At 71.5% G+C, this 24,982-nt stretch carries 23 protein-coding genes; 4 read left to right on the top strand and 19 right to left on the bottom strand.

The genetic code is table 11. The features are described 5' to 3' along the window. The first annotated feature begins 17 nt into the window (after positions 1 to 17). The gene (pyrF, locus tag LZ198_RS20180) at positions 18 to 872 is read left to right on the top strand and encodes an orotidine-5'-phosphate decarboxylase (protein ID WP_253973646.1); all 855 of its coding nucleotides are present in this window, start codon (positions 18 to 20) and stop codon (positions 870 to 872) included. Positions 873 to 943: 71 nt separating this feature from the next. Here the strand turns inward: pyrF and LZ198_RS20185 are convergent, their stop codons facing one another. Both LZ198_RS20185 and LZ198_RS20190 read right to left on the bottom strand, forming a co-directional pair. Then, the gene (locus LZ198_RS20185; protein ID WP_253973647.1) at positions 944 to 3,517 is read right to left on the bottom strand and encodes a penicillin-binding protein 1A; all 2,574 of its coding nucleotides are present in this window, start codon (positions 3,515 to 3,517) and stop codon (positions 944 to 946) included. Positions 3,518 to 3,542: 25 nt separating this feature from the next. Next, entirely contained in the window at positions 3,543 to 4,499 is a 957-nt protein-coding gene (locus LZ198_RS20190) for an RluA family pseudouridine synthase (RefSeq protein ID WP_253973648.1), read from the bottom strand. A gap of 44 nt (positions 4,500 to 4,543) precedes the next feature. On the opposite strand from LZ198_RS20190, the gene LZ198_RS20195 reads away from it, so the two are divergent. Then, positions 4,544 to 6,010: a pentapeptide repeat-containing protein gene (locus LZ198_RS20195; protein ID WP_253973649.1), complete on the top strand. Its 1,467-nt coding sequence runs from the start codon at positions 4,544 to 4,546 to the stop codon at positions 6,008 to 6,010. A gap of 109 nt (positions 6,011 to 6,119) precedes the next feature. On the opposite strand, the gene LZ198_RS20200 is transcribed toward LZ198_RS20195, so the two are convergent. The 4 genes from LZ198_RS20200 to LZ198_RS20215 all read right to left on the bottom strand — a co-directional run bounded on the left by LZ198_RS20200 (position 6,120) and on the right by LZ198_RS20215 (position 9,902). Beyond that, on the bottom strand, positions 6,120 to 6,704 hold the full coding sequence (locus LZ198_RS20200; RefSeq protein WP_253973650.1) for an MOSC domain-containing protein: 585 nt from the start codon (positions 6,702 to 6,704) through the stop codon (positions 6,120 to 6,122). Positions 6,705 to 6,729: 25 nt separating this feature from the next. Beyond that, on the bottom strand, positions 6,730 to 7,707 hold the full coding sequence (locus LZ198_RS20205; protein ID WP_253973651.1) for an MBL fold metallo-hydrolase: 978 nt from the start codon (positions 7,705 to 7,707) through the stop codon (positions 6,730 to 6,732). 89 nt (positions 7,708 to 7,796) lie between these two features. Next, positions 7,797 to 8,750, bottom strand: a complete 954-nt coding sequence (locus LZ198_RS20210; protein ID WP_253973652.1) for a DMT family transporter — start codon at positions 8,748 to 8,750, stop codon at positions 7,797 to 7,799. A 168-nt stretch (positions 8,751 to 8,918) separates the two neighbouring features. Beyond that, positions 8,919 to 9,902 carry a GNAT family N-acetyltransferase gene (locus tag LZ198_RS20215; protein WP_253973653.1) on the bottom strand — a complete coding sequence of 328 codons (984 nt, stop codon included), beginning with the start codon at positions 9,900 to 9,902 and terminating at the stop codon, positions 8,919 to 8,921. A gap of 160 nt (positions 9,903 to 10,062) precedes the next feature. On the opposite strand from LZ198_RS20215, the gene LZ198_RS20220 reads away from it, so the two are divergent. Further along, on the top strand, positions 10,063 to 10,614 hold the full coding sequence (locus LZ198_RS20220) for a cytochrome c oxidase assembly factor Coa1 family protein (RefSeq protein WP_253973654.1): 552 nt from the start codon (positions 10,063 to 10,065) through the stop codon (positions 10,612 to 10,614). 72 nt (positions 10,615 to 10,686) lie between these two features. Here the strand turns inward: LZ198_RS20220 and LZ198_RS20225 are convergent, their stop codons facing one another. The 4 genes from LZ198_RS20225 to fsa all read right to left on the bottom strand — a co-directional run bounded on the left by LZ198_RS20225 (position 10,687) and on the right by fsa (position 14,578). Continuing rightward, positions 10,687 to 11,652 (bottom strand): electron transfer flavoprotein subunit alpha/FixB family protein, encoded by a 966-nt coding sequence (locus tag LZ198_RS20225; protein ID WP_253973655.1) that lies wholly within the window; start codon positions 11,650 to 11,652, stop codon positions 10,687 to 10,689. Between the two features lie 28 nt (positions 11,653 to 11,680). After that, positions 11,681 to 12,478, bottom strand: a complete 798-nt coding sequence (locus LZ198_RS20230) for an electron transfer flavoprotein subunit beta/FixA family protein (protein WP_253973656.1) — start codon at positions 12,476 to 12,478, stop codon at positions 11,681 to 11,683. Between the two features lie 152 nt (positions 12,479 to 12,630). After that, complete coding sequence (locus tag LZ198_RS20235) at positions 12,631 to 13,767, bottom strand: acyl-CoA dehydrogenase family protein (RefSeq protein WP_253973657.1); 1,137 nt, start codon at positions 13,765 to 13,767, stop codon at positions 12,631 to 12,633. A gap of 157 nt (positions 13,768 to 13,924) precedes the next feature. Next, entirely contained in the window at positions 13,925 to 14,578 is a 654-nt protein-coding gene (gene fsa / locus LZ198_RS20240; RefSeq protein ID WP_253973658.1) for a fructose-6-phosphate aldolase, read from the bottom strand. A 149-nt stretch (positions 14,579 to 14,727) separates the two neighbouring features. Here fsa and LZ198_RS20245 point away from each other — a divergent pair, with 149 nt between their 5' ends. After that, on the top strand, positions 14,728 to 15,789 hold the full coding sequence (locus LZ198_RS20245) for a KpsF/GutQ family sugar-phosphate isomerase (protein WP_253973659.1): 1,062 nt from the start codon (positions 14,728 to 14,730) through the stop codon (positions 15,787 to 15,789). 277 nt (positions 15,790 to 16,066) lie between these two features. Here LZ198_RS20245 and LZ198_RS20250 read toward each other — a convergent pair whose 3' ends face one another. The 9 genes from LZ198_RS20250 to mutM form a co-directional block, all read right to left on the bottom strand. After that, the gene (locus tag LZ198_RS20250; protein WP_253973660.1) at positions 16,067 to 17,431 is read right to left on the bottom strand and encodes a tetratricopeptide repeat protein; all 1,365 of its coding nucleotides are present in this window, start codon (positions 17,429 to 17,431) and stop codon (positions 16,067 to 16,069) included. After that, positions 17,428 to 17,952, bottom strand: a complete 525-nt coding sequence (gene folK / locus LZ198_RS20255) for a 2-amino-4-hydroxy-6-hydroxymethyldihydropteridine diphosphokinase (protein WP_253973661.1) — start codon at positions 17,950 to 17,952, stop codon at positions 17,428 to 17,430. The genes LZ198_RS20250 and folK overlap by 4 nt, the downstream gene beginning before the upstream one ends. After that, positions 17,949 to 18,722, bottom strand: coding sequence for a fumarylacetoacetate hydrolase family protein (locus LZ198_RS20260; protein ID WP_253973662.1), 774 nt, complete (start codon positions 18,720 to 18,722; stop codon positions 17,949 to 17,951). The genes folK and LZ198_RS20260 overlap by 4 nt, the downstream gene beginning before the upstream one ends. Beyond that, positions 18,719 to 19,534: a 4-hydroxy-tetrahydrodipicolinate reductase gene (gene dapB / locus LZ198_RS20265; protein WP_253973663.1), complete on the bottom strand. Its 816-nt coding sequence runs from the start codon at positions 19,532 to 19,534 to the stop codon at positions 18,719 to 18,721. Before dapB ends, LZ198_RS20260 begins: the two co-directional genes overlap by 4 nt. 32 nt (positions 19,535 to 19,566) lie before the next feature. Then, positions 19,567 to 20,454, bottom strand: coding sequence for a 4-hydroxy-tetrahydrodipicolinate synthase (dapA, locus tag LZ198_RS20270; RefSeq protein WP_253973664.1), 888 nt, complete (start codon positions 20,452 to 20,454; stop codon positions 19,567 to 19,569). A gap of 16 nt (positions 20,455 to 20,470) precedes the next feature. Further along, entirely contained in the window at positions 20,471 to 21,712 is a 1,242-nt protein-coding gene (lysA, locus tag LZ198_RS20275) for a diaminopimelate decarboxylase (RefSeq protein ID WP_253973665.1), read from the bottom strand. Then, on the bottom strand, positions 21,709 to 21,948 hold the full coding sequence (locus tag LZ198_RS20280; protein WP_253973666.1) for a hypothetical protein: 240 nt from the start codon (positions 21,946 to 21,948) through the stop codon (positions 21,709 to 21,711). The genes lysA and LZ198_RS20280 overlap by 4 nt, the downstream gene beginning before the upstream one ends. A 2-nt stretch (positions 21,949 to 21,950) precedes the next feature. Next, a complete protein-coding gene (locus LZ198_RS20285) occupies positions 21,951 to 23,753 on the bottom strand; it encodes a TIGR04551 family protein (protein ID WP_253973667.1) in 1,803 nt (600 codons plus the stop codon). A 128-nt stretch (positions 23,754 to 23,881) separates the two neighbouring features. Beyond that, entirely contained in the window at positions 23,882 to 24,703 is an 822-nt protein-coding gene (gene mutM, locus LZ198_RS20290) for a bifunctional DNA-formamidopyrimidine glycosylase/DNA-(apurinic or apyrimidinic site) lyase (RefSeq protein WP_253973668.1), read from the bottom strand. Between the last annotated feature and the right edge of the window lie 279 nt (positions 24,704 to 24,982).

Below are 24,982 nucleotides of genomic sequence, written 5' to 3' on the forward strand. Positions count from 1 at the left end.
CCCAAGGAGATGGACCGGTGACGACCCCACAGTCCTTTGCCCAGCGCTTCGCCCTGCTCGCGGACGCGCGCTCCCCGTTCTGCCTCGGCGTGGACCCGTCGAAGGAGCTGCTCCAGCGCTGGGGGCTCGCGGACACCGCGCGGGGCCTGGCGGACTTCTGCGACCGCGTGGTGGAGGCGGCCGGCGAGCGCGTGGCGGTGGTGAAGCCGCAGAGCGCCTTCTTCGAGCGCCACGGCCCCGAGGGCCTCGTCGTGCTCCAGTCGCTGATGAAGCGCTTCAAGGCCGCGGGCACCCTCACCCTGCTGGACGTGAAGCGCGGCGACATCGGCTCCACCATGGACGCCTACGCGGAGTCCCTCTTCGGCCCCGACAGCGCCTACGCGGCGGACGCCGCCACCTTCACCGCGTACCTGGGCCTGGGCGCGCTGGCCAAGACGATCGAGCGGGCGCGCGCGTCCGGCGCGTGCGCCTTCGTCGTGGTGCGCTCGTCCAACCCGGAGGGCACGTCGCTGCAGAACGCCCGGAGCGCGGACGGCCGCACGGTGGCCGAGGCGCTGGCGGACGGGATGCGCGAGCTGAACGAGAAGGCCGGCCCGGGCGTGCTGCCCGCGGGCGCGGTGATGGGCGCCACGCTGCCCGCGTCGGACCAGGGCGTGGTGGAGCGGCTGGGTGGCGCGCTGATGCTGACGCCGGGCATCGGCGCGCAGGGCGCGGGCTTCGACGACCTGAAGCGACTGTTCGCCGGCCGCGAGGCCCAGGTCATCCCCACCGCCACCCGCTCCGTCCTGGAGGCGGGCCCGGACGTCGCCTCGCTGCGACAGGCGCTGGAGCGCCACCAGGCCCCCGCGCGAGACCTCCGCGCCGGGCGCTGAAACGACCGGGCCCCGCCACCTCCCGGACGGAGAGGCGTGGGGCCCGGAGGCGTGGCGCATGGCGATGGGGGCTACTGCGCGCCCATCATGAACTGGTCCACGTCGACCTGGTTGCGGTCGGGGACGGCGTCCTTGGGCTCGGTGCCCTTCTTGAAGAACATCAGCTCGGAGCCCTTGGCGCCGGGGCTGGTGATCTTCCCCGTCTTCTTGTCGATGTGCAGCCGCACCAGGTCCATGGACTGCCAGGGGTAGAACTCCGACTGGGGCCGGCCCTCCAGCGCGCGCTTCATGTAGTTGAGCCAGATGGGGAGCGCGGCGCGACCGCCCGTCTCGTAGCGGCCCAGCGGGTGCGGGTTCAGGTCGTAGCCCACCCACGCCACCGTCACGAGGTCGCGCGTGTACGCGGCGAACCACGCGTCGAAGGAGTCGTTGGTGGTGCCCGTCTTGCCGGCGGCGGGCTTGCCCAGGCGCGTGGCCGGGCCGCCGGTGCCCTGGAGCACCACGCCGCGCAAGAGGTGCGTGAGGATGAAGCCCACCTCCGGGCTCATCACCTGCTCACCGGGCTCGAACAGGCGCGCGTAGCCGGCGGCCACGCGGTCCTGCAGCGGGGCCCACGCGTCGTCGAACGCGGTGTGGTCCTCCAGCGTGCGGCCCCAGCGGTCCTCCACCTTGCGCACGAAGAACGTGGGCTTCTTGCGGCCGTAGCGGTTGAAGGTGGCGTACGCGTTGGCCAGGTCCACCGGGTACACGCACGACGAGCCGAGCGCGGCGGAGAAGTCCATGTTCATGGGCGTGGAGAGGCCCAGCTTGGTGCTCCACGCGGCCATGTTCTTCACGCCCACCGCGCCGAACGTCTTCACCGCGGGGATGTTCATGGAGTTCACCAGCGCGGTGCGCAGGAGCACGTCCCCCACGAACTCCTCGCTGTAGTTCTCCGGCTTCCAGGACACCTTGTTGTCCGGGTCGTGCTCGACGATGGGCGAGTCGACGATGACGGTCGCCTCCGTCCAGTTGAGCTGCTCCAGCGCCGCCGAGTACACGAAGGGCTTGAACGAGCTGCCCGGCTGGCGGCACGCCTGGAAGGCGCGGTTGAACTCGTTGTCGTCGAAGTCGTACCCGCCCACCATGGCGGTGAGGTACTGGCGGTGGGGGTCGATGGAGACGAGCGCGCTCTGGGCCTCCGGCGTCTGCTCCAGGCGGAAGAGCTTCACGCCCTCCTCCGGGACGTCCTCCGCCATCTTCTTGTCCCACTGCTCCTTGTCGTCCGTGAGGTCCTTCTTCTTCACGTGGCGCACGACGACGATGTCGCCCTCCGCCAGGGCCTTCTTCACGGACGTGATCATCATCGCCGGGTAGTAGCCCTCCGGGTTCACCTTGCGCGCCCAGCGCATGCCCAACAGCGGCAGCCGCCCCGCGTACGGGCCCACCTGGAGGTCGGCGCCCTTGCCGTCCGAGTCGATGCGGGTGACGGCGGCGACGTACAGCCGCCCCTCCACCAGCTCCTCCTTGGCCATGGCCTTCTTCGCGTTGGCGACGAACGCCTCGAGCGCGCCGGGGGCGGTGAGCTGCTGCACCGGCCCGCGCCAGCCCTGGCGCTTGTCCACGGAGAGCAGGCCCTCCAGCACCGCGTCCTGGGCGGCGCGCTGGCGCTCGCTGTCCATGGTGGTGAAGACCTTGAGGCCCTCCTTGAGGAGCGCGGGGTTGCCGTAGCGGTCCACCACGTCCTTGCGCACCTGCTCCACGAAGTACGGGGCGAACTCGTGGAAGACGTCCTCCACGGGGTACACCCTCACCGGCTCCGCGTTGGCGGTGTCGTGCTCGGCCTGGGAGATCATGCCCTCCGTCAGCATGCGGCGCAGCACGTAGGCGCGGCGCTTGCGCGCGGCGTCCGGGCGCAGGAAGGGCGAGTAGCGGCTGGGCGCCTGGGGCAGGCCGGCGATGAGCGTCATCTCCCCCAGCGTCAGGTCGCGCACGTCCTTGCGGTAGTAGTTCTCCGCCGCGCTCTGCACGCCGTAGCTGTGGTGCCCGAGGAAGACGTTGTTGAGGTAGAGGTAGAGGATCTCCTCCTTCGTCAGCGCCTCCTCCAGCCGCAGCGCGAGGATGGCCTCGCGGATCTTGCGGGTGAGCGTCTTGGCGGTGGCGGACTTGTAGCCCTCGGCGGAGATGAGGACGGCCTTGGCGGTCTGCTGCGTCAGGGTGGAGCCACCCTGGATGCCGCCGGAGCGCAGGCCCAGCTTGGCGCCCACCGTCTTGAAGCCCGCGCGCGCGGTGCCCAGCACGTCCACGCCGAAGTGGTCGAAGAAGCTGGAGTCCTCGCTGGCGATGAACGCCTGCACGAGCCGCTTGGGGATGCGCTCGTAGGGCACCACCTTGCGCCGCTCGTTGTAGAACTCGCCGGCCAGCACCGCGTCGTCGGTGTAGACCTCCGTGACGATGGGCGGCCAGTACTCGTCGACCTTGGGGATGGCGGGCAGCCCCTCGGAGTACTTGTAGTAGATGGCGACCAGGGCCACGGCGGCGGCGGTGGCCCCCGTCAGCGCCGTCCAGGCGCCCAGCTTCAGCAGCACCTTCCACCAGCGCCCCTTGGGGACGCCGTCGAGCACCAGCTTGGAGCGGCTGCGGTCAGTCGTCTTGGAGTCGGACATACGCGTTGTCTGGACCTCGCGGACCTCAGGGCTGCAATGCGGCCCGCTTGAGCACGTCCCGGAGCTCGGGGGGGAGGGGGGCCTCTACGGCCACCTTGCCACCGCCTTCGGGGTGAGGAAATTCGATGCGCTCGGCGTGCAGGAAGAGTCTCTTGAGCCCCCAGCGCGCCTGCGCGTCGCGGTTGAAGGCGAAGTCACCGTATTTCTTGTCCCCGACCACCGGGTGGCCGATGGCGGCCAGGTGTCTTCTTATCTGATGGGTGCGCCCGGTCTCGATGGCGCAGGACAGGAGCGCCACCTCGCCCGACTGCTTCACGACCTTCCAGCGGGTGAGGGCCTCCTGCATGTTCACCCCCCGGCGGGCCTTGGATTCGGCCGTCTGCTGGTGCTCGGACAGGGGCAGGTCGATGACGCCCGAGTCCTTGGGCATGCGGCCCTTGACCAGGGTGAGGTAGCGCTTCTTGGAGAGGCCCCGGGTGAAGACGTCCGTGAAGTGGACCATCGCCGGGCGGCGCTTGGCGACGAGGATGACGCCGGAGGTCTCCCGGTCCAGGCGGTGGGCGGGGGAGGCGGTGAACTCGTTGCGCACGGCCTTGGGGCCCAGGTAGGCGCGCACGTAGTCCACCAGCGTCCCGCCGGTGATGCCGCTGCCGGTATGGACGGCCATGCCGCTGGGCTTGTCCACGGCCATCAACCAGTCGTCCTCCCGCAGGATGACCAGCCGGCTGGGGTCGACCGGCGGCGGGGGACGGTCCACTTTCGGACGGTCGTCCCCTCGGAGTGTCTGCTCGTCTCCTCGGATGGTGAGCACGTCGCCCTCGGCGAGCAACTGCTCGGGCTGCGCGCGCTTTCCGTTCACCCGCACCTTCTTGGTGCGAATCATCTTGAACAGGTGGCTGGTGGGGACGGTGGGAAGCCGCTTGCGCAGGTGCTTGTCCAGGCGCATCCCGGCGCTGTCGGTCTCGATTCGGTACTCGATCATTTGTGCTGGCGCGCGGACCAGACCATACGAATAATCCCCGGTCCATGCCGAAAGCCCCCAGTATCGAGAAGCTCCTCCAGAACGGGTCGGCCGAGTGGAACCGACTGCGCAAGGCCGGCCAGGTGCCGACCGAACACACCGGCGCCACCTTCACCCAGCTTTTCTCCGCCAACGCGGACCTGTCGGGGCTCGGCCTCGTCGGCTCCGAGTGGGAGCGGTGCGACCTCTCCAAGGTCAATTTCCGGGACTCGGACCTGTCGAACGCCTACTTCCATGGTGGGCGCCTCCAGGACTGTGACTTCCGGGGTGCGAACCTGGAGGGGGCCACCTTCGAGAAGCTCAAGCTCCTGCGCTGTGATTTCACCGGCGCCAAGGGTCTGGAAGAAGTCGAGATGGACGACGTGGACATGGACCGCGTCGTCGGACTCGATGGAGAAGAAGCCCCGCCCCCGCCGCCCCCCCCGGCGCAGGGCATCACAGCGTTCACCCGCGAACAGCGCGAGAAGGCGCTCGGCGCCCAGGCCGCAGCGGTGCTCCAGGGCGAGCCCCTGGGGGACGAGCTGCCGCCGTTCAAGCCGCAGGACCCGCCCGGCTCGTTGTTCTTCCGGGGACTGAAGCGCCTGGGGCTGCCCCCGGTGTGGGTGCTGGACGTGCCGGGGCTCCGGCCGCTGGTGCCGCAGCGGATGCCGCCGGGCAGCTCGCTGGAAGCGCTCTACCGCGAGGCGGTGAAGACGCGGCTGGAGAACAAGAAGCCGCTGGCGGATCCGCCGGTGGTGGAGAAGGCGCAGAAGGCGCTGCGGATGGGCGCCAAGGACGCGGCCGCCGCGGCGATGTACCTGCGCGAGGTGGGCGTGCTGCCCCAGTTCCGCTTCTCCGCGGCGCAGGTGCTCAAGGGCGCGCTGCGTGAGGAGGTCGACGTCGACGACCTGACCGGCTCGTTGGATCCGCGCACCACGGGCGCGCTCCTGGAGCTGCGGCTGACGCACGAGGTGGTGGAGCACCTGCAGGAGGCGCGGCGCCGGCTGGCGGCGACGCAGCTCTACACGTCGCTGCTGGAGGCGGGCTTCAACCCGGAGAACAACTGGGACGAGGCGCTCGAGTCGAGCGACGCGGCGCTGGACCTGGCGCAGTTGGCCACGGGCGACAACCGCGAGGCGCTGCTCGAGGGCTTCCAGGTGTTCGCGGCCCTGCCGGAGGAGGCGCGGCTGCGCCGGCTGGCGTACCTGGCCGAGTCCGTGACGAACCTGGAGCTGGTGAGCCGGCTGCCGGAGGGCATGGAGCCGGCGTGGCTCAACGGTCCGGAGACGCGCGAGTGCCACGACCGGGAGATGACCTACGTCCAGTCGCTGAAGGCGGAGGACATCCCGACGAAGGTGCCGGCGCTGGGCAAGGCCGAGCTGGGCGTGCCCGAGGGCGAGGTGCCCGAGGAGAGCGAGGGCGACCTGTTCGTCCACCTGCGCTGCGACGTGTGCGGCAAGGAGAAGCTCATCGTCCAGTCCCCGGAGGACTGAACGCCACACGCGCATGACGCGTGAGGGCCCGCGGGGCCGCTGGGGTTCCTTGAATGGAACCTGGCGGCCCCGTGGTGTTTCCAGGGGGCGTCAGCGGACAGGCTCGACGTCAGGGGAGCACGTACGTCACCGGCTTGGGCAACAGGACGCGGACCTCGTCGCCCGCGCGGATGACGCCGGCCCGGTCCACCCAGGCCACGAGGCCCCTTCGCTCCCACGCGGCCTTCACGAAGCGGCTCGCCAGCTTCGCGTGCTCCGGGTAGTGCGCCTCGATGACGCGCCCCGGGCCGATGCAGGGCTCGTTCTCCCCTTCCACCGCCAGCGCCGCGCCCTCGGGGAAGAACAGCCGCGTGCCCGGTGGCAGGTGCGTCAGCCGCGGCACCCCCTCCAGCTCCAGGTTCGCGCCCAGCCACGACGCGAGCACCTTCGGCACGCCCAGCGCGTCCGCCACCTGCGCCAGCTCCTCGCTCGACACGAGCGACAACTGCCGCGTGTTCCGGATGGGCGTCCCCTTCGGATACCAGGGCACGCGCACGTCCGCGGGCCGCGTGTGCCCCGCGTGCCGGTCCCCTTCGATGCCCTCGAACGTGAGCCGCACCTCCGGCAGGCCGTGCGTCACGAACGTCTTGCGCTCCGTGCACACCAGCACCCGGACGAGACGACCCACGAGCTGAGGTGAAGGAGCACGCGCCATGGCCCGCGTTCTACTCCGTCGCGCGTCACAGCAGCGCGAGCTGTTGCGGCTTGCCGCCCAGGGGCCTCGCGTCCACGCCCTGGTCCCGCAGCGCTTGCGCCAGCTCCTCCGCGAAGCCGTGGCAGGTGATGACCTCGCTCGCGCCCGTGGCCTTCACGTACGACACCAGCGAGGGGAAGTCCGCGTGGTCCGAGATGGGGAACGCCACGTCCGCGCCATAACGCCGCGCCGCCCCCGGGTCCAACGCCCAGCCCGTCAGCACCGCCGTCCCACGAGGCCACAGGTGCGACAGCGCGCCGCTCCGCGCCTGATGCGGCGGGAAGAACAACACCTCCCCCGGCGCCACCTTGCCGTCGAACAGCCGCACGTTTTCGATCGGCACGCCCAGCTCCGCGTAGAGCTGCACCACCTCGTGGATGGACGAGTGCGCCACCAGCGGGATGCCTCGTCCGGCGAGGTACTTCATCGCCTCCTGGCTCTTTCCCAGCGGATACCCGAGCAGCACCGGCACCGCGTCCCGCTCCCACTGCCGCCGCACCCACGCCTCCACCTGTCCGAACACCTCCGCGCGCGGCGGGAAGCGGTAGCGCGGATGGCCGAAGGTGGACTCGATGACCAGCGTGTCGCACTCGGCCACCTCCGTGGCCTCCGCCGTCAGCGAGGGCACCACGTTGATGTCGCCCGTGTAGACGATGCGCCGCCCGTCCGAGCGGATGACGCGCAGCTGCGCGCTGCCCAGGATGTGCCCCGCCGGCAGCAGCTCCAGCACCAGCGGCCCCAGCTCGAACGGCCGGCGGTACGGCGCGGCCAGGGGCGCGCTCACCGGCCCCAGCCGGTGCGTCATGAAGCGCAGCGTCGCCGCCGTGGCGATGGTGCGCTCGTGCCGCGCGATGTGGTCCGAGTGCCCGTGACTCACGAAGGACAGCGGCGACTTGCGCTTCGCGTCCAGCGACAGGAGGGTGCCCGTCAGGTGCAACCCGTTTCGGCGCAGCTCCACGCTCATGGGAAGGCCCCGGATATAGCGCGTCCACGTCGGAAGGGCCCTCTTCTCTTCCGGCCTCCGCCCGTCCGCCCGCCCACCGGCCTCGCGCGTCAGCTCGCTCGGCGCACTCCCGGTCCCCGGGACCTCCACCACGTCCAGGCGGACGTGCCCAGCTCCGCCACCAGCACGCCCAGGAGGATGAGCCCGCCGCCCATCGCCTCCGGCGCGCCCAGCACCTCGTAGCCCAGCACCACCGAATACATCGCCGCGAACACCGGCTCCAACGCGTAGATGACCGCCGCGCGCACCGCCGACGTACGCGCCTGCGCCCACGTCTGCACGCTGATGGCGAACGCGCTGGGCAACAGCCCACACACCAGCACCGCCGTCACCAGCGACGGGTGCCACTCCACGCGCCGCGCCACGAAGGGCAGGCAGGCCGCCGACAGCAGCGCCACGCCCCACAGCTGCACCGCCACCATCCCCAGCACGCCCTCCTTCGACGCGTAGCGCTCGGTGAGGGTGATGTGCCCCGCGTACGCCACCGCGCAGCCCAGCGACAGGAGCTCGCCCGCGCTCAGCCACGCCCCGCCCGCCCCCGACTGGGGCCGCGTCAGCAGGTACAGGCCCGCGGCGGACAGCCCCACGCCCACCAGCGCCGCCGGCTTCGGCATCCGCCGGAACACGACGAGCGACAAGAGCGGGACGAACAGCACGCTCATCCCGGTGATGAACGCCGAGCGCGAAGGCGTGGTGAGCGTCAGCCCCCACGTCTGGAGCGCGAAGCCCAGGAACAGGAACATGGCCAGGAGCGCGCCGTGCCGCAGGTTCGTGGGCGAGAACACCTGCCGCCCCGCGAGCACGCTCAGCGCCAGCGCGCCCACGCCGAAGCGCATCGCGAGGAACGTGAACGGGTCCGCGTACCCCAGCGCGTCCTTCACCACCACGAAGGTGACGCCCCAGATGCACGTGATGAACATCAGCGCGCCGTCCGCCTGGAGCCCCTTCGAGCGCTCCGTACGGGACGACCCGCCACCCAGACTGTCGGACGTCGAGGAACTCACGGCGTGACCCAGGGACGGAGCGGCTCGCCCACGCCCGCTTCCCTCCTCCACCAGTTGAACCCACCCGCTCGCGCGCCGGGCCTCGTCGCCCATGCGCGGTCCCGCGACGGCGCGTCGCGAGCCCCGTGCTTTTGACGCACCCGGAGCCCCGGACGCAACCCCCGTCGCTCAGGAGGCGGAGTCGCGCTCCAGGACGACCAGCTTCTTGGAGCGCCCCGCCGCGTCCCAGGCCTCGTTGGTGGTACGGGTCAGCGCCTCCGGGGCGCGGTGGAAGCCCATCCCCTCGAAGGTCCTCAACGACGCCGCGTTGTCCTCGTCCACGTCCGCCTGCACGCGCGGCTCGCCCTGCCGGTGCGCCTCCTCGAGCAGGCAGCCCAAGAGCCGCGTGGCCACGCCCATGCGCCGGGCCTGGGGCGCCACCACCAGCGAGCGGATCCACACCCCGTCCAGGGGCAGCCCCTCCTGCCGATACGAGTCCACCCAGGCGAAGCCGTGCACGCGCCCCCGCGCGTCCAGCGCGCCCGCGGCCGCGCCCCGCCGGGAGGCCACGTCCAGGCCCCAGCGCTCGCGCAGTTGCCGGCGCAGGAAGCTGGCGGACACGACGAGCCGCTCGCCCGCGAAGACGAGCAGCGCCTCCAGGTCCTCCACCCGCAACAGCCGCACCTCCAGGGCGCCCACCAGGTGGCGCCGCAGGGGCCTGGACCAGCCGGAGAAGAAGAAGTCCCGCACGCCCCGGTAGACTAGCCGGGTCCGGGGACGGGCCCACGCCGTCGCCAGCGCGCGTTGTGCAATCCACAGCGCCGGCCGGAAGGGCCTCGGCAGGGGGACCGCCCACCTGCCCCGACGCAGGGCCACCACCCGCCCCAGCACCTCGCCGCCCCGCCAGTCCTCCGCGCCCACCAGCGTCGTCGCGCGCCAGGGCGCCGTGGACGCCACCACCTGGACCAGGAGCCGGGGCCCCTGGCGCACCAGCACCACGTCCCCGCGCGCCACGTCGGCGGGCCCACAGCGCAGGACACGCACCGCGTCGCCGGAGCGCAGCAGCGGCGCCAGGCCGGTGCCCACGCCCCGCACCCACAGCTTCTGGCCCGGAGGCAGCGCCTCCAGCACGTCCAGCACCACCTCCGCAGAGGGGCTCTTGCGTGGCGGCACGCGCCACCTCCCGGGGCTTCCGGCCCGACCCGAGCGGCCCCGTGTCGCTCGCTCCCGGACAATCTATCGGCTTGGCCGGCCCACACCAACCCACGGCCTCCCCCTGCTAAGAGGGACGCGCAGCCTCCCGCGCGGGGGGCACACGAGGAGGGACGTGGTCATGGACGCGACGCCCGAGGGCTCGCTGGTGCCGCAGCAGGGGTGGTGGAGCCGGAACTGGAAGTGGGTGGTGCCGGCGGGGTGCCTGGGGCTGGTGGCCATGTGCGGCTGCCTCGGCTTCGCCCTGGTGGGCTGGGGCGTGAAGTCCGTGGGCACCACCGGCGCGAACGTCTACACGGAGGCGGTGGGCATCGCCCGGATGGACGCCCAGGTGCGCAGCACGCTGGGCTCGCCCATCGAGGCGAAGCTGCCCCGCCAGACGTCCGTCCAGACGGTCAACGGCGTGACGCGCGCCCGGCTCGACATCCCCCTGGACGGCCCCCAGGCGGACGGCGTGCTGCACGTGGACGCGGAGAAGACCAGCGACGGCGACTGGCGCTACCGCACCCTCGACGTGGAGCTGGAGAACGGCACCCGGCTGGACCTGCGCTCGGACGCGGAGAAGCCGGACGACGAGGCCGCGCCCGAGGAGGCCCCCGCCCCCGAGGACGACACCCAGCGGCCCCCGCCCACCGGCAAGCCCGACGGGGACACGCACGACATCGAGCTGTAGCAAAGACGAAGGGGCGGCGCGCGGCCCACAGGCCCCGCGTCCGCCCCTCACGCCGGCACGAACGGCCGCCGGCTACTTCAGCTTCGCCAGCTCCTGGCGCAGCTCCGGCAGGACCTTGAAGAGGTCCGCCACGATGCCGTAGTCCGCCACCTGGAAGATGGGGGCCTCGGCGTCCTTGTTGATGGCGACGATGGTCTTCGAGGACTTCATGCCCGCCAGGTGCTGGATGGCGCCGCTGATGCCCGCGGCGATGTACAGCGCGGGGGCGACGACCTTGCCCGTCTGGCCGACCTGCAGGTCGTTGGGAACCCAACCCGCGTCACACACCGCGCGGGACGCGCCCACCGCGGCGCCCAGCTCGTCCGCCAGCGCTTCGATCTCCTTGAAGTCGCCCTTGGTGCCACGACCACCGGAGATGACCACGCGCGCCTCGGTCAGCTCGGGGCGGGCGCTCTTCACTTCCTTGAACTCGACGAACTTCGTCTTGGAGGCCTCGACCTTCGGGGCGAAGGTCTTCACCTCGGCGGCGCCCTGGCCACCGGCGGCCGCGGCGAACTCCGTGGCGCGCACGGTGAACACCTTCACCGGCGTGGTGAGCTTCACCTCGGCGAACACGTTGCCGGCCCACATGGGACGGGTGAACGTGACGTCCGCGCCGGAGCCGTTGATGGCGGTGATGTCCGTGGCCATGGCGGACTTCAGACGCGCGGCGACGCGCGGCATCAGGTCCTTGCCCTGGGCGGTGGACGCCATGCCCACGTAGTCCGCCTTCAGCTCCTGCGCGAGGGCGGCGATGGCGGGGGCGTACGTCTCCGCCAGGTAGTGCTCCAGCTCGGCGGCCGCGCCCAGGTGGACGGCCTTGGCGCCGGAGCCCTTGAGCTCGTCGGCGACCTTCGCCGGCTCCTTGCCCAGGAGCACCAGGTGCAGCTCCGCGCCGGCCTTGTCGGCCAGCTGCTTGCCCGCGGAGATGGCGTTGAGGGAGGCCTTGCGGAGGTTCCCGTCCGGCTGCTGCTCGGCGACGATGAGAACGATTGGCATTGGAGTGACTCCGTATCTTCCGAAAGGATTAGACGACCTTCGCCTCGTTGTGCAGCTTGTCCACCAGGGCGGCCACGTCCGGCACCTTGATGCCGGCCTTGCGCGCCGGGGGCGACGACAGCTTGAGCACCTGGATGGCCGGGGTGACGTCCACGCCCAGCTTGGCCGGCGTCAGCTCCTCGATGGGCTTGCTCTTCGCCTTCATGATGCCCGGGAGGCTGGCGTAGCGCGGCTGGTTGAGGCGCAGGTCCGTGGTGACGACCGCGGGAAGCTGGCACTCCAGGGTGGCCAGGCCGTTGTCGACCTCGCGCACCACGCGCACGGCCTTGCCGTCCGCGGTGAGCGTCACGGCCGGGACCTTGTTCTTCTCCTGCTCGCTCTCCAGCGACTCCACCTTGGAGGCGAACGTGGCCTGGCCCCAGCCCAGGAACTCGGCCAGGTACTGGCCCACCTGGTTCTGGTCGTCGTCGATGGACTGCTTGCCCAGGATGACCAGGTCCGGCTTCTCCTTCTCCGTCACCTTCTGGAGCAGGCCGGCGATGGCGAGCTGGTCCAGCGGGCCGGTGTGGTTGACCCACACCGCGCGGTGCGCGCCCATGGCCAGCGCGTGGCGCAGCTGCTCCTGCACCTCCTTGCCGCCGATGGAGACGACCACCACTTCACCCTGGTGCTTGGCGACGAGACGCAGCCCCTCCTCGACGCCAATCTCGTCGAAGGGGTTGATCTTGTACTTCAGCCCTTCCTGGACGATGCCCGTGCCGTCCGGCTTCACCTTGATTTTGGACTCGGGGTCTTCCACGCGCTTGGCGGTGACGAGGATCTTCACGGCTTGGCTTCTCCTTGCGGGAGGCGTTTCTTGAAGGCTGGAAAACAGTCCGTGCGCGCCGCCTTGACGCGACGCGCGAACGGTCTGGGTTAATAGGCATCCGCGTGACTCGGCGGCAATGGGAAACGGCCGCCGGACACAGTTCTGCTTTTCTACTTGAACAGTTCGCGCGCGATGACGAGCCGCTGGACCTGACTGGTGCCCTCGTAGACCTGGATGAGCTTGGCGTCGCGCATCAGCTTCTCCACGGGGTACTCCTTGATGTAGCCGTAGCCACCGTAGACCTGGACCGCGTCGGTGGCGACCTTCATGGCCATGTCCGCCGCGAAGCACTTCGCATAGCTGGACTGGAGCGTGTTGCGCTGGCCCTGGTCGAGCAGCCACGCGCTCTCGTACGTGAGCATGCGGGCCGCGTGGGTGTTCATGGCCATGTCGGCGATCATGAACTGGATGGCCTGGTGCTCGATGATGGGCTTGCCGAACGTCTTGCGCTGGGAGGAGTACTCCATGGAGTGCTCGAGCGCGGCGCGGGCGATGCCCACGGAGAACATGGCGGTGAGCGGGCGGCTGTTGTCCAGCGTGGCCATGGCGACGGCGAAGCCCTGGCCCTCCTCGCCGATGCGGTTCTTCACCGGCACGCGCACGTCCTCGAACGTGAGCGACACGGTGTCGCTGGCGCGCTGGCCCATCTTGTTCTCGTGCTTGCTGACGGTCAGCCCCTTGGGGCGACCCTCCACCACGAAGCAGGTGATGCCCTTGTGCTTCTTCGCCTTGTCCACCGTGGCGAACACCGTGTACTGCTCGGCGTGGCCACCGTTGGTGATGAAGCACTTGGCGCCGTTGATGACGTACTCGTCACCCTCGCGGCGCGCGGTGGTCTGCATGCCGGCCACGTCGCTGCCCGCCTCCGGCTCCGTGAGACAGAAGGACGCGAACTTCAGCCGCTCCGCGAAGTGGCCCAGCAGCCGCTGCTTCTGCTCTTCCGTGCCGTGCAGGATGATGGGCAGGTTGGCCAGGTCGTTGGCGATGATGGAGGTCGCCACACCGGCACAGCCCCAGCTCAGCTCCTCCGCGACGATGGTCTGGTCCAGGTGCGACAGGCCCACGCCGCCGTACTCCGCGGGGATGGCCATGTTCAGCAGGCCCAGCTCGAACGCCGTCTGGAGCAGGTCACGCGGGAAGGTGGCCGTCTCGTCGTAGTGCGCGGCCTTGGGACGGACCACCTCGCGGGCGTACTTCCGCGCCGCCTGCTGCAACGCGCGCTGGTCCTCGGTGAGCTGGAATTCCATGAGATTCCTCGATGAAACGGGCGTGAGTTGACTTGGATGTCAACGAATACATGCCGCGCAGCGAAATCTCCAGCCCCACGCACCCGGGAAAATGGGGGGCGGTGGGGCGGGCGGGCCCCCGGGGGGCGGGCCCCGGGAACCCCAGGCAGAAGCGGTGCTACTTGTTCGCCTTGGGGACCTTCTCCCAGTCGGCGAGGAACTTCTTGATGCCGGCGTCGGTGAGGGGGTGGTTGGCCAGTTGGGTGATGACGCTGTAGGGCAGCGTGGCGACGTGGGCCCCCAGGCGGGCGGACTGGAGGACGTGCACGGGGTTGCGCACGCTGGCGACCAGGACCTGGGTGTCGAAGTCGTAGTTGCCGTAGATCTCCAGGATGTGGGCGATGAGGTCCATGCCGTCCTGGGAGATGTCGTCCAGGCGGCCGACGAAGGGCGACACGTAGGTGGCGCCGGCCTTGGCGCACAGCAGGGCCTGGTTGGCGGAGAAGATGAGGGTGACGTTGGTGCGGATGCCCTCGGCGGTGAGCGCCTTGACGGCCTTCACGCCCTCGACGCCCATGGGAATCTTCACCACGACGTTCTTGTGGATCTTCGCCAGGGCGCGGCCCTCCTCGATGAGGCCCGGGGCGTCCAGCGACACGGCCTCCGCGCTGATGGGGCCGTCGACGATGGAGCAGATCTCCCGGATGGTCTCCTCGAGACCGCGGCCGACCTTCGCCAGGAGCGAGGGGTTGGTGGTGACGCCGTCCACGCAGCCCATGGCGTGGGCCTTGCGAATCTCCTCCACGTCCGCGCTGTCGATGAAGAACTTCATCTCGTCACTCTCCTGGGTATCGCTGTGAATGAAGGTGGATGTAGCCGCCGGCCCGAGGGGCCATGCGAGCAGGCGCGTAACCGAAGCCCCCCCACGCGTCAAGGGTGGCCACACGAGGGGGGCGGAGGGTAGAAGACGCGGCAGTCGCCATGGCCCGCTCCCCTCGCACCGCCGCCAAGAAGCAGCCCCGCCTGCGCGCCCTCCCCGGCCGCGCCTCCCCGGCCCCCGCGCCGCTCCTGGACGACGAGGCGACGCTCGCCTGCGCCCGGGACGTGCTGGAGGCGGAGGCGAACGCCATCCTCGGCGTCACGGCCCGGCTGGGCGCGCCGTTCCTGGAGGCGGTGCGGCTGGTGCGGGCGTGCGCGGGGCAGGTCATCGTCACCGGCATGGGCAAGGCGGGCCACATCGGCCAGAAGCTGTCCGCGACGCTGGCCTCCACGGGCATCCGCTCCGTGTTCCTCCACCCCGCGGAGGCCGTGCACGGCGACCTGGGCCGGGTGGCGCGCGGGGACGTCATCCTGGCGCTGTCCAACAGCGGCTCCACGGAGGAGCTGGTGCGGCTCCTGCCGTCCTTCAAGCGCATGGCCACGCCGGTCATCGCGCTCACGGGTGACGCGAAGAGCGCGCTGGCGCGGGGCTCGGACGTGGTGCTGGACATCGGCGCCATCGCGGAGGCGTGCCCCATGGGGCTGGTGCCCACCGCGTCCACCGCCGCGCTGCACGCGCTGGGCGACGCGCTCACCATGGCGGTGCTGCGCTCGCGGCCGTTCGGCACGGACGACTACGCGCTGCTGCACCCGGGCGGGAAGCTGGGCCGCTCCGTGCAGCGCGTCTTCGAGCTGATGCGCACCGGGGACGCCAACCCGCTGGTGCGAGACACCGCGCCGCTGGCGGAGGTGGTGGGCGTCATGACGAAGACGCCCGGGCGCCCCGGGGCCGCGTGCGTGGTGGACCGCGCGGGCCGGCTGGTGGGCATCTTCACGGACGGCGACTTGCGCCGCCGCGTGGAGCAGGGCCTCACCGACTTCCAAATCCCGGTGCGGAACGTGATGGGGAAGAACCCGCGCTGCGTGACGCCGCAGACGCTGGTGCTCGCGGCCACCGCGCAGATGCGCGAGCTGCGCGTGGACCAGCTGCCCGTCGTCGACGTGGACGGCCGCGCGGTGGGCCTGCTCGACGTGCAGGACCTGCTGGCCGCGAAGTTCCTCTGAAGTTCCGCTGAGGAGCGCGCCGGCCCCGGGGCGACGTCCGCCGCGGGGTCGCGTCGACGTCCGCTCACGCAGCGGCGCGTCGGTCGCGGGCAGCTCCGCCGGCGTGACGCCCTGGGCGCCTCGCCGTGCAACCGCCTCCGCCGGGGACAGCGCGCGCCTCGACGCCCCATGGGGCCGCCGCGTGGGCGCCGCGTCGGACGGGACGCGGCCCACCCACCGACGCGGCTTGGGTACCACCGGGCCGACACGGCGGAGCAGCGCCCCGCCCCCGCCCAGGCTACTGCGCCAGCTTGGCCTGGAGGCCCGCCTTGTTGAAGTCCGGCGCGTCCGCGGCCAGCTTCTCCCACAGGGCCTTGGCGCCCTTGGCGTCGCCCTTGGCCTTCAGCGCGTCGCCCAGCGCCTCCACCGCCGCGGGAGCGGTCTGCACCGCCACGCCCCACACGCGCGCGGCCATGGGACGGCCCAGGCCCACCAGCGCCCACGCCATGCCCGCCTTCGCGCGGCCGTTCTCCGGCTGGAAGGGCACCACGCGCGTGTAGTTGCCGAGCGCCTCCTGGAAGCGGCCCTTGGCCAGGTGCTCCTCGCCCTCCTCCACCAGCTTCGCCAGGCCCTGCTCCAGCTCCGGCGTGCGCTCGGTGTTGTTCACCGCCTCCATCATCTCCGGCGTCAGCGGGCGCGGCGCGTCCGGGCTCGGCGCCGCGGGGGCCTGGGACAGGCGGATGCGCCGGTCCTCCGCGCGCGACGCGTTGAGCTTCGAGCGCCCGCCGGCCTTCACCGTCTCGTCCACCAGCGCGACCAGCCGGTTCGAGGCCTGCGCGCGCGCGCCCTGCGGGTGCGTGGCCTGCACCGCCGCGAAGCCGTCGCGCGCCTGCTTCAGCGCCGCCAGGTCCTCGCCCTTCGTCTCGAACAGCACCGCGGAGCGCCCGTACAGCGCCTCCTCGTGCGTCGGCTCGACCTCCAGCACCGCGCCGTACGCCGTCAGCGCGCCGGGCACGTCCCCGGCGAGGTACAGCGCGTTGGCGCGCATCACGCCCGTCTCCAGCGTGGGGTCCAGCGCCGCGCGGCCACAGGCCACCGCGCCCGCGGTGTCGCCCTTCTTCGCGCGCTCCTGGGCCACCGCGCCCATGGACTCCACCTCCTGCCCGGTGGCGAAGCCGCAGCCGGCCGCCTCCGCCGTGGGGGCCGCCGCCTTGCCCAGCTTCTTGCGCTGCGCCAGGTACACCGCGCGCGTCGGCGCGGCCTTCTCCAGCGCCTGCTGCAGGTACGTGGCGGCGTCCGCGTTGCGGCCGTTGAGGTAGTACAGCCGGCCCAGCGACGAGGCGATCTCGAACGTCTTCTCCCGGCCCTGCAGCCCCTCCGTCGAGTCCAGCTGCCGCAGCAGCTCCTCCGCGGACGGCGGCAGCTTGTTGGTGCCCGACAGCGGCGGGTGCCCCTGCGGCAGTTCACCCGAGGCGGCCGGGGCCGCGCTCGCGCCGTCCACCGACGGGTGCCCCTGGGGCAGCGCGCCCGCCTGCGTCCCGGAGGGCGACACGGCGGGCGAGGCCTGCGTCCCCGGAGGGACGGGCGGGTGACCGGGGGGCAGCGGAGAGGAGGGCTCGGCGGCGAGCAGCGCCGCGGTGGCCAGGGCCAGGGAGAGGTTCATGTCTCGTTGCTCGGTAGGCTCGCTTCGGGCCACCAGGTGGACTCACTCTTGCGGACATCCTGCGGGGCGAGCTTCCCGAGGAGCTCCGACACCGTCATTCCGAGCACGGGGTGCTTCAGGTCCGGCGCCAGCTCGGCCAGCGGCTCCAGCGCGAAGCGGCGCTTGTGCAGCTCCAGGTGCGGCACCTGGAGATTCGGGTCCGCCACCACCTGCCCCTCCCAGAAGAGGATGTCCAGGTCGATGGTGCGCGGCCCCCAGTGCTGCTCCCGGCGACGGCCGAGGTCTTTTTCGATTTGCTGCAGGATGGCCAGCAGGCGCTGCGGCGACAGGCCACAGTCGAGCGCCACCACGGAGTTGAGGTAGCGCGGCTGCGGCGGCCCCACCGGGGCGCTGTCGAAGAGGGAGGAACAGCGGAGCACCGCCACCGCGTCGATGCGGGACAGCGCGGTCAATGCGGCCACGAGGTGGGCTTCCCGCTCCCCCTCGTTCGACCCCAAGCCAACGTAGACGATGGTGTTCACGGCTCCAGCTCAACTGGATTGAGCAGGGTCCCGATTCCCTCGATTTCCACTTCAACCGAGTCCCCGGCCGCAAGCTTCCCCACGCCCGACGGCGTCCCCGTGCTGACCAGGTCGCCCGGCAGCAGGGTCATGATGTGGGAGATGAAGGACACCAGCCGCGCGGGGCTGAACACCATGTCCGACGTGCGGCTGTCCTGGCGCACCTGGCCGTTGACGCGGCAGGAGATCTGCAAGTCGGAGGGCGACAGGCCCGTCACCGCCCACGGCCCCGCGCACGCGAAGGTGTCGTAGCCCTTGGAGCGGGTGTGCTGGATTTCGCGCTTCTGGATGTCGCGCGCGGTGACGTCGTTGAAGCACGTCAGGCCCCAGATGGCGCGCGCCGCCGTCATCTCGTCCGCGTTCTTCAGCCGCTCGCCGATGACGAGCGCCAGCTCCGCCTCGAAGTGGACCTCCTGGCTCGCCTTGGGGATGCGGATGGGCGAACCCGGGCCGTTGAGCGCGGTGGAGGGCTTGGTGAAGATGAGCGGCTCGACGGGGACGGGCTTGCCCATCTCCTCCGCGTGCATGCGGTAGTTCTGGCCGATGCACACCACCTTCGACGCGTCCGACGGCACCAGCAGCGTCACCGCGGACAGCGAGCGGCGGATGCCGGTGTCCTTCGCGCCCTGCAGCCACGGGGCGGAGGTGAGCACCACCACCTCGGAGCCCTCGACGCGGCCGTGGTGCGCACGACCCTCGTGCAGGAAGCGGCAGTAGCGGGCGGTCGTCATGGTGTCCCCTGGAAGCCGAGCACGTCGGCCATGTCATACAGTCCCGGCGGGCGGCCCACCACCCACCGCGCGGCGCGCAGCGCGCCCAGGCCGAACTGGTCCCGGCTGGTCGCCCGGTGGGTCAGCTCGATGCGCTCGCCCTCGCCATAGAAGAACACGGTGTGCTCCCCCACCACGTCCCCGCCGCGCAGCGTCTGCACGCCAATCTCCTTCGCGGGCCGGGCGCCGATGTTCCCGTGACGCGCGAAGGCGAGGTCGTCCCTGGAGCGCCCGAGCGCCGCCGTCAGCACCTCCGCCAGCCGCAGCGCGGTGCCGCTGGGCGCGTCCTTCTTCATGCGGTGGTGCGCCTCCAGCACCTCCACGTCGAAGCCCTCGCCCAGCACGCGCGCCAGCTCCGCCGCCACGCGGAACACCACGTTGACGCCCACCGACATGTTCGGCGCGGCGACGACGGGGATGACCTTCGCGCACCCGGCCAGCGCCGCCTGCTGCGCGGGGCTGAAGCCGGTGGAGCCCACCACCAGCGCCACGCCGCGCGCGGCGCACGCCTCCGCGTGGGCCACGCTCAGCTCCGCGCCGGTGAAGTCGATGACGACGTCCGCCCGCGCCGCGTCCAGCGTGCGCCCCAGGTCGTCCGACACCCGCACCCGCGCCTCGCCCACGCGCGCGGCGAGGCCGGCGTCCTGGCCCACCGCGGGGCTGCCCGGCCGCGCCGTGGCGCCCGCGAGCTCCAGGTCCTTCGCGTCGAGGGTCAGGCGCACCAGCGTGCTGCCCATGCGCCCGGCGCTGCCGGTGATGACGGTGCGAATCATGTGCGCGGCCGCTCCTTGGGCGGGGGGAGGCCTCAGGCCGGCAGCAGGCCCAGGTGGCGCAGCTCGTCGCGCAGCTTCGCGGCGTTGGGCTCCGTCATGGGGACCAGCGGCAGGCGGATCTCCGGCCCGAACAGGCCCATCAGGTGCAGGCCCCACTTCACGGGGATGGGGCTGGACTCGACGAAGAGCAGCCGGTGGAGGTTGTTCATCCGCACCTGGAGCGCGCGCGCCTTCGCCAGGTCTCCGGCGCGGGCCGAGGCCACCAGGTCCGCCATCATCCGGGGCGCCACGTTGGAGGACACGGAGATGACGCCCTTGCCGCCACAGGCGATGAAGGGCAGCACGGTGAAGTCGTCGCCGGACAGGAGCGTCAGCCGGTCGCCGCACTTCTCCACCAGGTCGATGGTCCGGGCCAGGTTGCCCGTGGCCTCCTTGATGGCCACCACCTCCGGGAAGTCGCACAGCCGCAGCGCCGTCTCCGGCAGCAGGTCCACGCCGGTGCGGCCGGGGACGTTGTACGCGATGAGCGGGAAGCCCGGGTGCGCGCGCGCCACCGCGGCGAAGTGGGCCACCAAGCCCGCCTGCGTGGGCTTGTTGTAGTACGGGGTGACGATCAGCGCGCCGTCCGCGCCCGCGTCGCGCACGCGCGCGACCCCCGCGATGACCTCCGCGGTGTCGTTGGAGCCGGCGCCGCCCACCACGAGGGCGCGCCCCTTCGCCTCCTCCACCACCACCCGCACCGCCCGCGCGCGCTCGTCGGCGGTCATCGTCACCGACTCGCCGGTGGTGCCCATGGGCACCAGCACGCTCGTGCCCCCCTCAATCTGCTGCCGGACCAGGGCGCGATAGGCCGACTCGTCGAGCGCCCCATCGCGAAACGGGGTGGCCAGCGCCGTCATGGAGCCTTCGAAGGTCTTCATGCCGGCGCTTATATGTTCAGGCCCGCTCGCCGCGCCAGAGATCCTCGGTGCGCTCCCGCTCGCGGACCACCCGCCACGCCTCGCCGTCCACCAGCACCTCCGCCGGGCGGGGCCGCGAGTTGTAGTTGGAAGCCATGCTCATGCCGTAAGCCCCGGCGCTCAGGAAGGCATACAGCTCGCCCGCCAGGGGGAGGACCAGGGGACGCGCCTTCGCGAGCACGTCCGTGGACTCACACACCGGCCCCACGACGTCCACCTCCACCGCCTTGCCGCGGCGCTTGTGGAGCGGCACCAGGGCGTGGTGGGCCTCGTAGAGGGCGGGGCGCATGAGGTCGTTCATCCCCGCGTCCACCACCACGAACTGACGGGCGGGGGTGCGCTTGCGGTACAGCACGCGGGTGAGCAGCACGCCCGCGTTGCCCACCAGCGAGCGGCCCGGCTCCAGCACCAGGGTGGCGCCGGTGTCCTTCGTCGCGGCGAGCACGATGCGCGCGTACTCGGCGGCGGTCGGCGGCGTCTCGTCCGTGTAGGTGATGCCCAGGCCGCCGCCCACGTCCAGGTACTCCAGCGCGTGCTTCCGGGCCTTCAGCGCGGCGTAGAGCCCCGCCACCTTGGTGAGCGCGACCCGCAGGGGCGCGCCCTGGGTGAGCTGCGAGCCGATGTGGCAGTCCAGCCCGGCCGCGCGCACACCCTTCAGCTTCTTCGAGCGCTCGTAGAGGGCCACCGCCTCCTCGAAGGGGACGCCGAACTTCGACGTCTTCAACCCCGTGGCGATGTAGCGGTGCGTGCGCGCGTCCACGTCCGGGTTCACCCGCAGGGCGAACGGCGCGCGCTTGCCCAGCCGGCGCCCCACCGCGTCGAGCGCGTCCAGCTCCTCCGCGCTCTCCACGTTGAAGAGCAGGATGCCCGCGGCCAGCGCGGCCTCCATCTCCTCCGGCGTCTTGCCCACGCCCGCGAACACCGTCTTCGCCGGCTCGCCGCCCGCGTGCCGCACCCGGGCCAGCTCGCCACCGGAGACGATGTCGAAGCCCCCGCCCAGCCCCGCGAACAGCTTGAGGATGGCGAGGTTGGAGTTGGCCTTCACCGAGTAGCACACCAGGTGCCGCGCCGGAGCGAAGGCCTCCGTCACCGCGCGCAGGTGCTCCGTCAGCGCGGCGGTGGAATAGACATAGGTGGGCGTGCCCACCGCGTCGGCGATGGCCGGCAGGGGCACCCCCTCCGCGTGCAGCACACCCTTGCGAAAGGGGAAGTGGCTCACGGCGTCCCGGAGTCCGCGAAGGTGGTGGGCGTGAGCGCCCCGCCGTCCATGTCGGGGGTGATGGAAGGACCGGCCGACCCCACGCTGCGCTCCCGCGTGTCCGACGGCGGAGGCGGCGCCTCCGTCGTGGGCGCGGGCGCCGGGAGCGGCGGCTTGGGCGCCCCCTTGATGCCGCAGGCCACCAGCACCAGCGTCAGGCCGGTGGCCACCCCGAGCGACGAGAGGACGCGGCCCATGGCTAGAACTTGATGCCCAGCCAGCCGCGCACCGTCTGCGGCGTCTCCAGGTCGCGGCGCAGCTCGGCCGTGTACTCCTGCAGGCCCTTCATGGGGAAGAGGATGCCGTACGCGACGCCCGCGACGAAGCCGTCCTCGGTCGTGTAGTCCACGCCCGCGTTCGCCTCGATGCCCAGCGCCTTGCTCGTGAACGACGGCGTCGACTCCGCGTAGAAGGCCTGCGAGTAGATGACGCGGCCGTAGATGTCGATGCCCGGGGCCACCGTGTACTTGAGCGAGGGCCGGATGTAGAACGCGTCGGTGACGCCGCCCAGCAGCTCGCGCCACAGGATGAGGTCGACGCGGTAGTCGCGGTTGAAGCGGAAGTTGCGGATGGCGTTGTCGGAGCAGCCGGTGTTGTCGCAGCGGTACTGCGGCCCGTCGACGTCACCCGGCGCGGTGGAGCCATCCGGGTTGGAGCCCTTCTTGCCCTGGAGGTTGCCGAAGCCCGGCGCCTTGTCTCCGGAGGCGAAGCCGATCTCCAGCCCCAGCGACAGCTTGTTCTGCGCCAGCTTCACCTCGCCCTGCGCCACGCCGCCGAACTGGGCGATCTTCAGGCTCTGGTCCAGCGTCGACTCGGGCACCGTGAGGGCGCGGTTGCCGATGTTGCCCAGGATGGCCGCGAACTCGAACTCCAGCCGCCAGTTGCGCTCCTCGTAGCGCAGCCACAGGTCCGGGATGTAGAGCGACGCGTCGCGCGGCACGAAGCCCGAGGTGATGGCGCCGTCGGCGTTCTTCGCGTTGTCGTAGGTCTGCGTGCGGTAGGCGAAGTGCAGGCCGTACTGGAGCACGCCCTGGTTGTTCTCCAGCTTGGAGCGGATCTGCGCGTCCGTGTCCCGGCGGGCGATGGCGATGACCCAGCTGTGCGCGTCGTCCGCCTGGGTCAGGTCCACCGGCTCGCCCTGGGAGCCGCCGCTGTAGATGGTCCCCTCGGCGTTGAAGTCCAGCATCGGCGTCACGTACCAGCCGGCGAACGGCTCCGTGACGAACTGGATGCGGTCCACGGTGTCGCCGTAGTCGCAGTCGAAGCAGTTGCCGTCGTTGCGCAGCATGCCCAGGCCCCACTGGCTGCCCATGCGGCCGAAGCGCAGGATGCCCACCGGGGTGTTCACCTCACCGTAGGCGCGGCGCAGCTTGATGGAGTCCGACAGCGTGTTGCCCAGCGACTCCTGGTCCTCCGAGAAGAGGTCGAAGACGTTGCGCTTGTCGAGCGGGTTGAGCGTGTCCGGCGTGGAGCCGAACACCAGGTTGTCCAGGCCGTCCACCTGGAGCTTGATCTTCACCTGCTCGGACACGTTGAACGTGGGGTCCAGCCGCAGGCGCATGGTGGCGAAGGACTGGGTGTTCTCGCCGTAGCGGTTGGAGGAGCCGGGGAAGATGCTCCGGCCGGGGGCCTTGCCCAGGTCGAACTTGTAGAAGAGCGTGGGGCGCAGGCGGAAGTAGCCGTCGAGCGTGAAGACCTCCAGCTTGCGGGTCTCCTCCGGGTACTCCTCGCTCCACTCGTCGCCGCTGAGCGACTGCTTGGCGGCCTCGGCGCGAATCTCCCCGCGCAGCTCCTGGCGGGCGGCCTCCAGCTCGTCCCGGCTCACCGGCTCGGCGCCCTCGGCGGCGGGGGCCTTCGTGGCGGCCGGGGCCTGCGTGGCGTCAGCAGGGGCGGGGGCGGACGCGGCCTCCGCGGGCGCGGGTGGGGGCGTGCCACCATCGGCCACCTGGGCGGTGGCCGTGGAGGAAGCGACGAGCAACGCCGCCAGCAGGACGTGAGACATGGGCAACGATCTCCAGGGCCGCTCGGGGCGGCCGGGTCGGAAAGGCGGGCGATTCAAGCCACGGGACAGGGGGGTGTCAACGCCAACGGGGTCGCGGGTTCGCGCCGTCAACGGCGGGATGCCTGGGGTCATTTCCCAGTCCTCCCCCGGGGTTGGCACTTCGGACAGGCATGGGTGGTGCGGCCGGCCTGGAGGAAGGACTCCACCGTCGAGCCGCACCTGGAGCATGGGCCGCCTCCCCGCCCATACACGAGGAACGGGTTCTCCGTCCTCCCCTCCTCCAGGTACACCGGCTCCTCACCCTCCTGCTCCTCGAGGCCGAAGTCGATGCTCTCCCGGATGGCCTGGACCAGGTGCTTCCAGTCCTCCGGGCCGAGGCTGGCGGGTTTACGGGTGGGATGCAGCCGGGCCCGGAAGAGCGCCTCGGCGGCGTGGATGTTGCCGAGCCCGGCGACGCGGCCCTGGTCCATCAGGGCGACCTTCAGGTCCTGGCGGGAGTCCCCCACGGCCTGCTGGAGCTGGCCCGCGGTGAGGCCGTCCGCGAGCGGATCCCTCCCCAGGTCCCGGACCACCTCCAGGTCGCGCAGCCCGGAGGCGGCCACCGGCTCCATGCGTCCGAACATGCGCGCGTCGGCGAAGTGGATGACGCGGCCGTCGTCCAGGTGGAAGCGGGCGCGGCTGTAGGGGACCTCCTCCCCCTCCTGGCGGCGCACGAACTTGCCGGTCATCCCCAGGTGGGCCAGGAGCCCCCGGTCCTCCTCGAAGGCGAACAGCAGGTACTTCCCCCGCCGGACGAGCGACACCAGCCGCCCCTGGAGCCGTGAGAAGCGGGCGCGCTCCGCGCCGCGGAAGATCCGACTCGGATCCGACTCCGCGCGCTCGAGACGTCGACCATCGAACCAACGCACGAGGTTGCGCCGGGCGATCTCCACTTCCGGTAACTCAGGCATCCGGGACCGGCACATAGCACCGGCGCCCGCCGGGCCCACGCATTTCTTCGTGTGTCGGGCCGCTCACACCCCGGGCGCCGGGGCCGCCGTCCCCGGCGCGTTCAGGACGTGGGCTCCTCGCCCTCCCCGTCCCGGGGCGTGGCCGCGGGCTCGTCCCGCTCGCGGACCTCGCGCGCCGCCTGCCGGGGGCGCAGGCGCAGCGCCCCCGAATCCACCTCCGGCGCGCGCCCGGCCCGGGGCCCCGCCGTCACCGGACGCGCGCCGGAGGTGGATTCGGGG

This window comes from Myxococcus dinghuensis (assembly GCF_024198235.1).
In the GTDB taxonomy this organism is placed as follows: Bacteria; Myxococcota; Myxococcia; order Myxococcales; family Myxococcaceae; genus Myxococcus; species Myxococcus dinghuensis.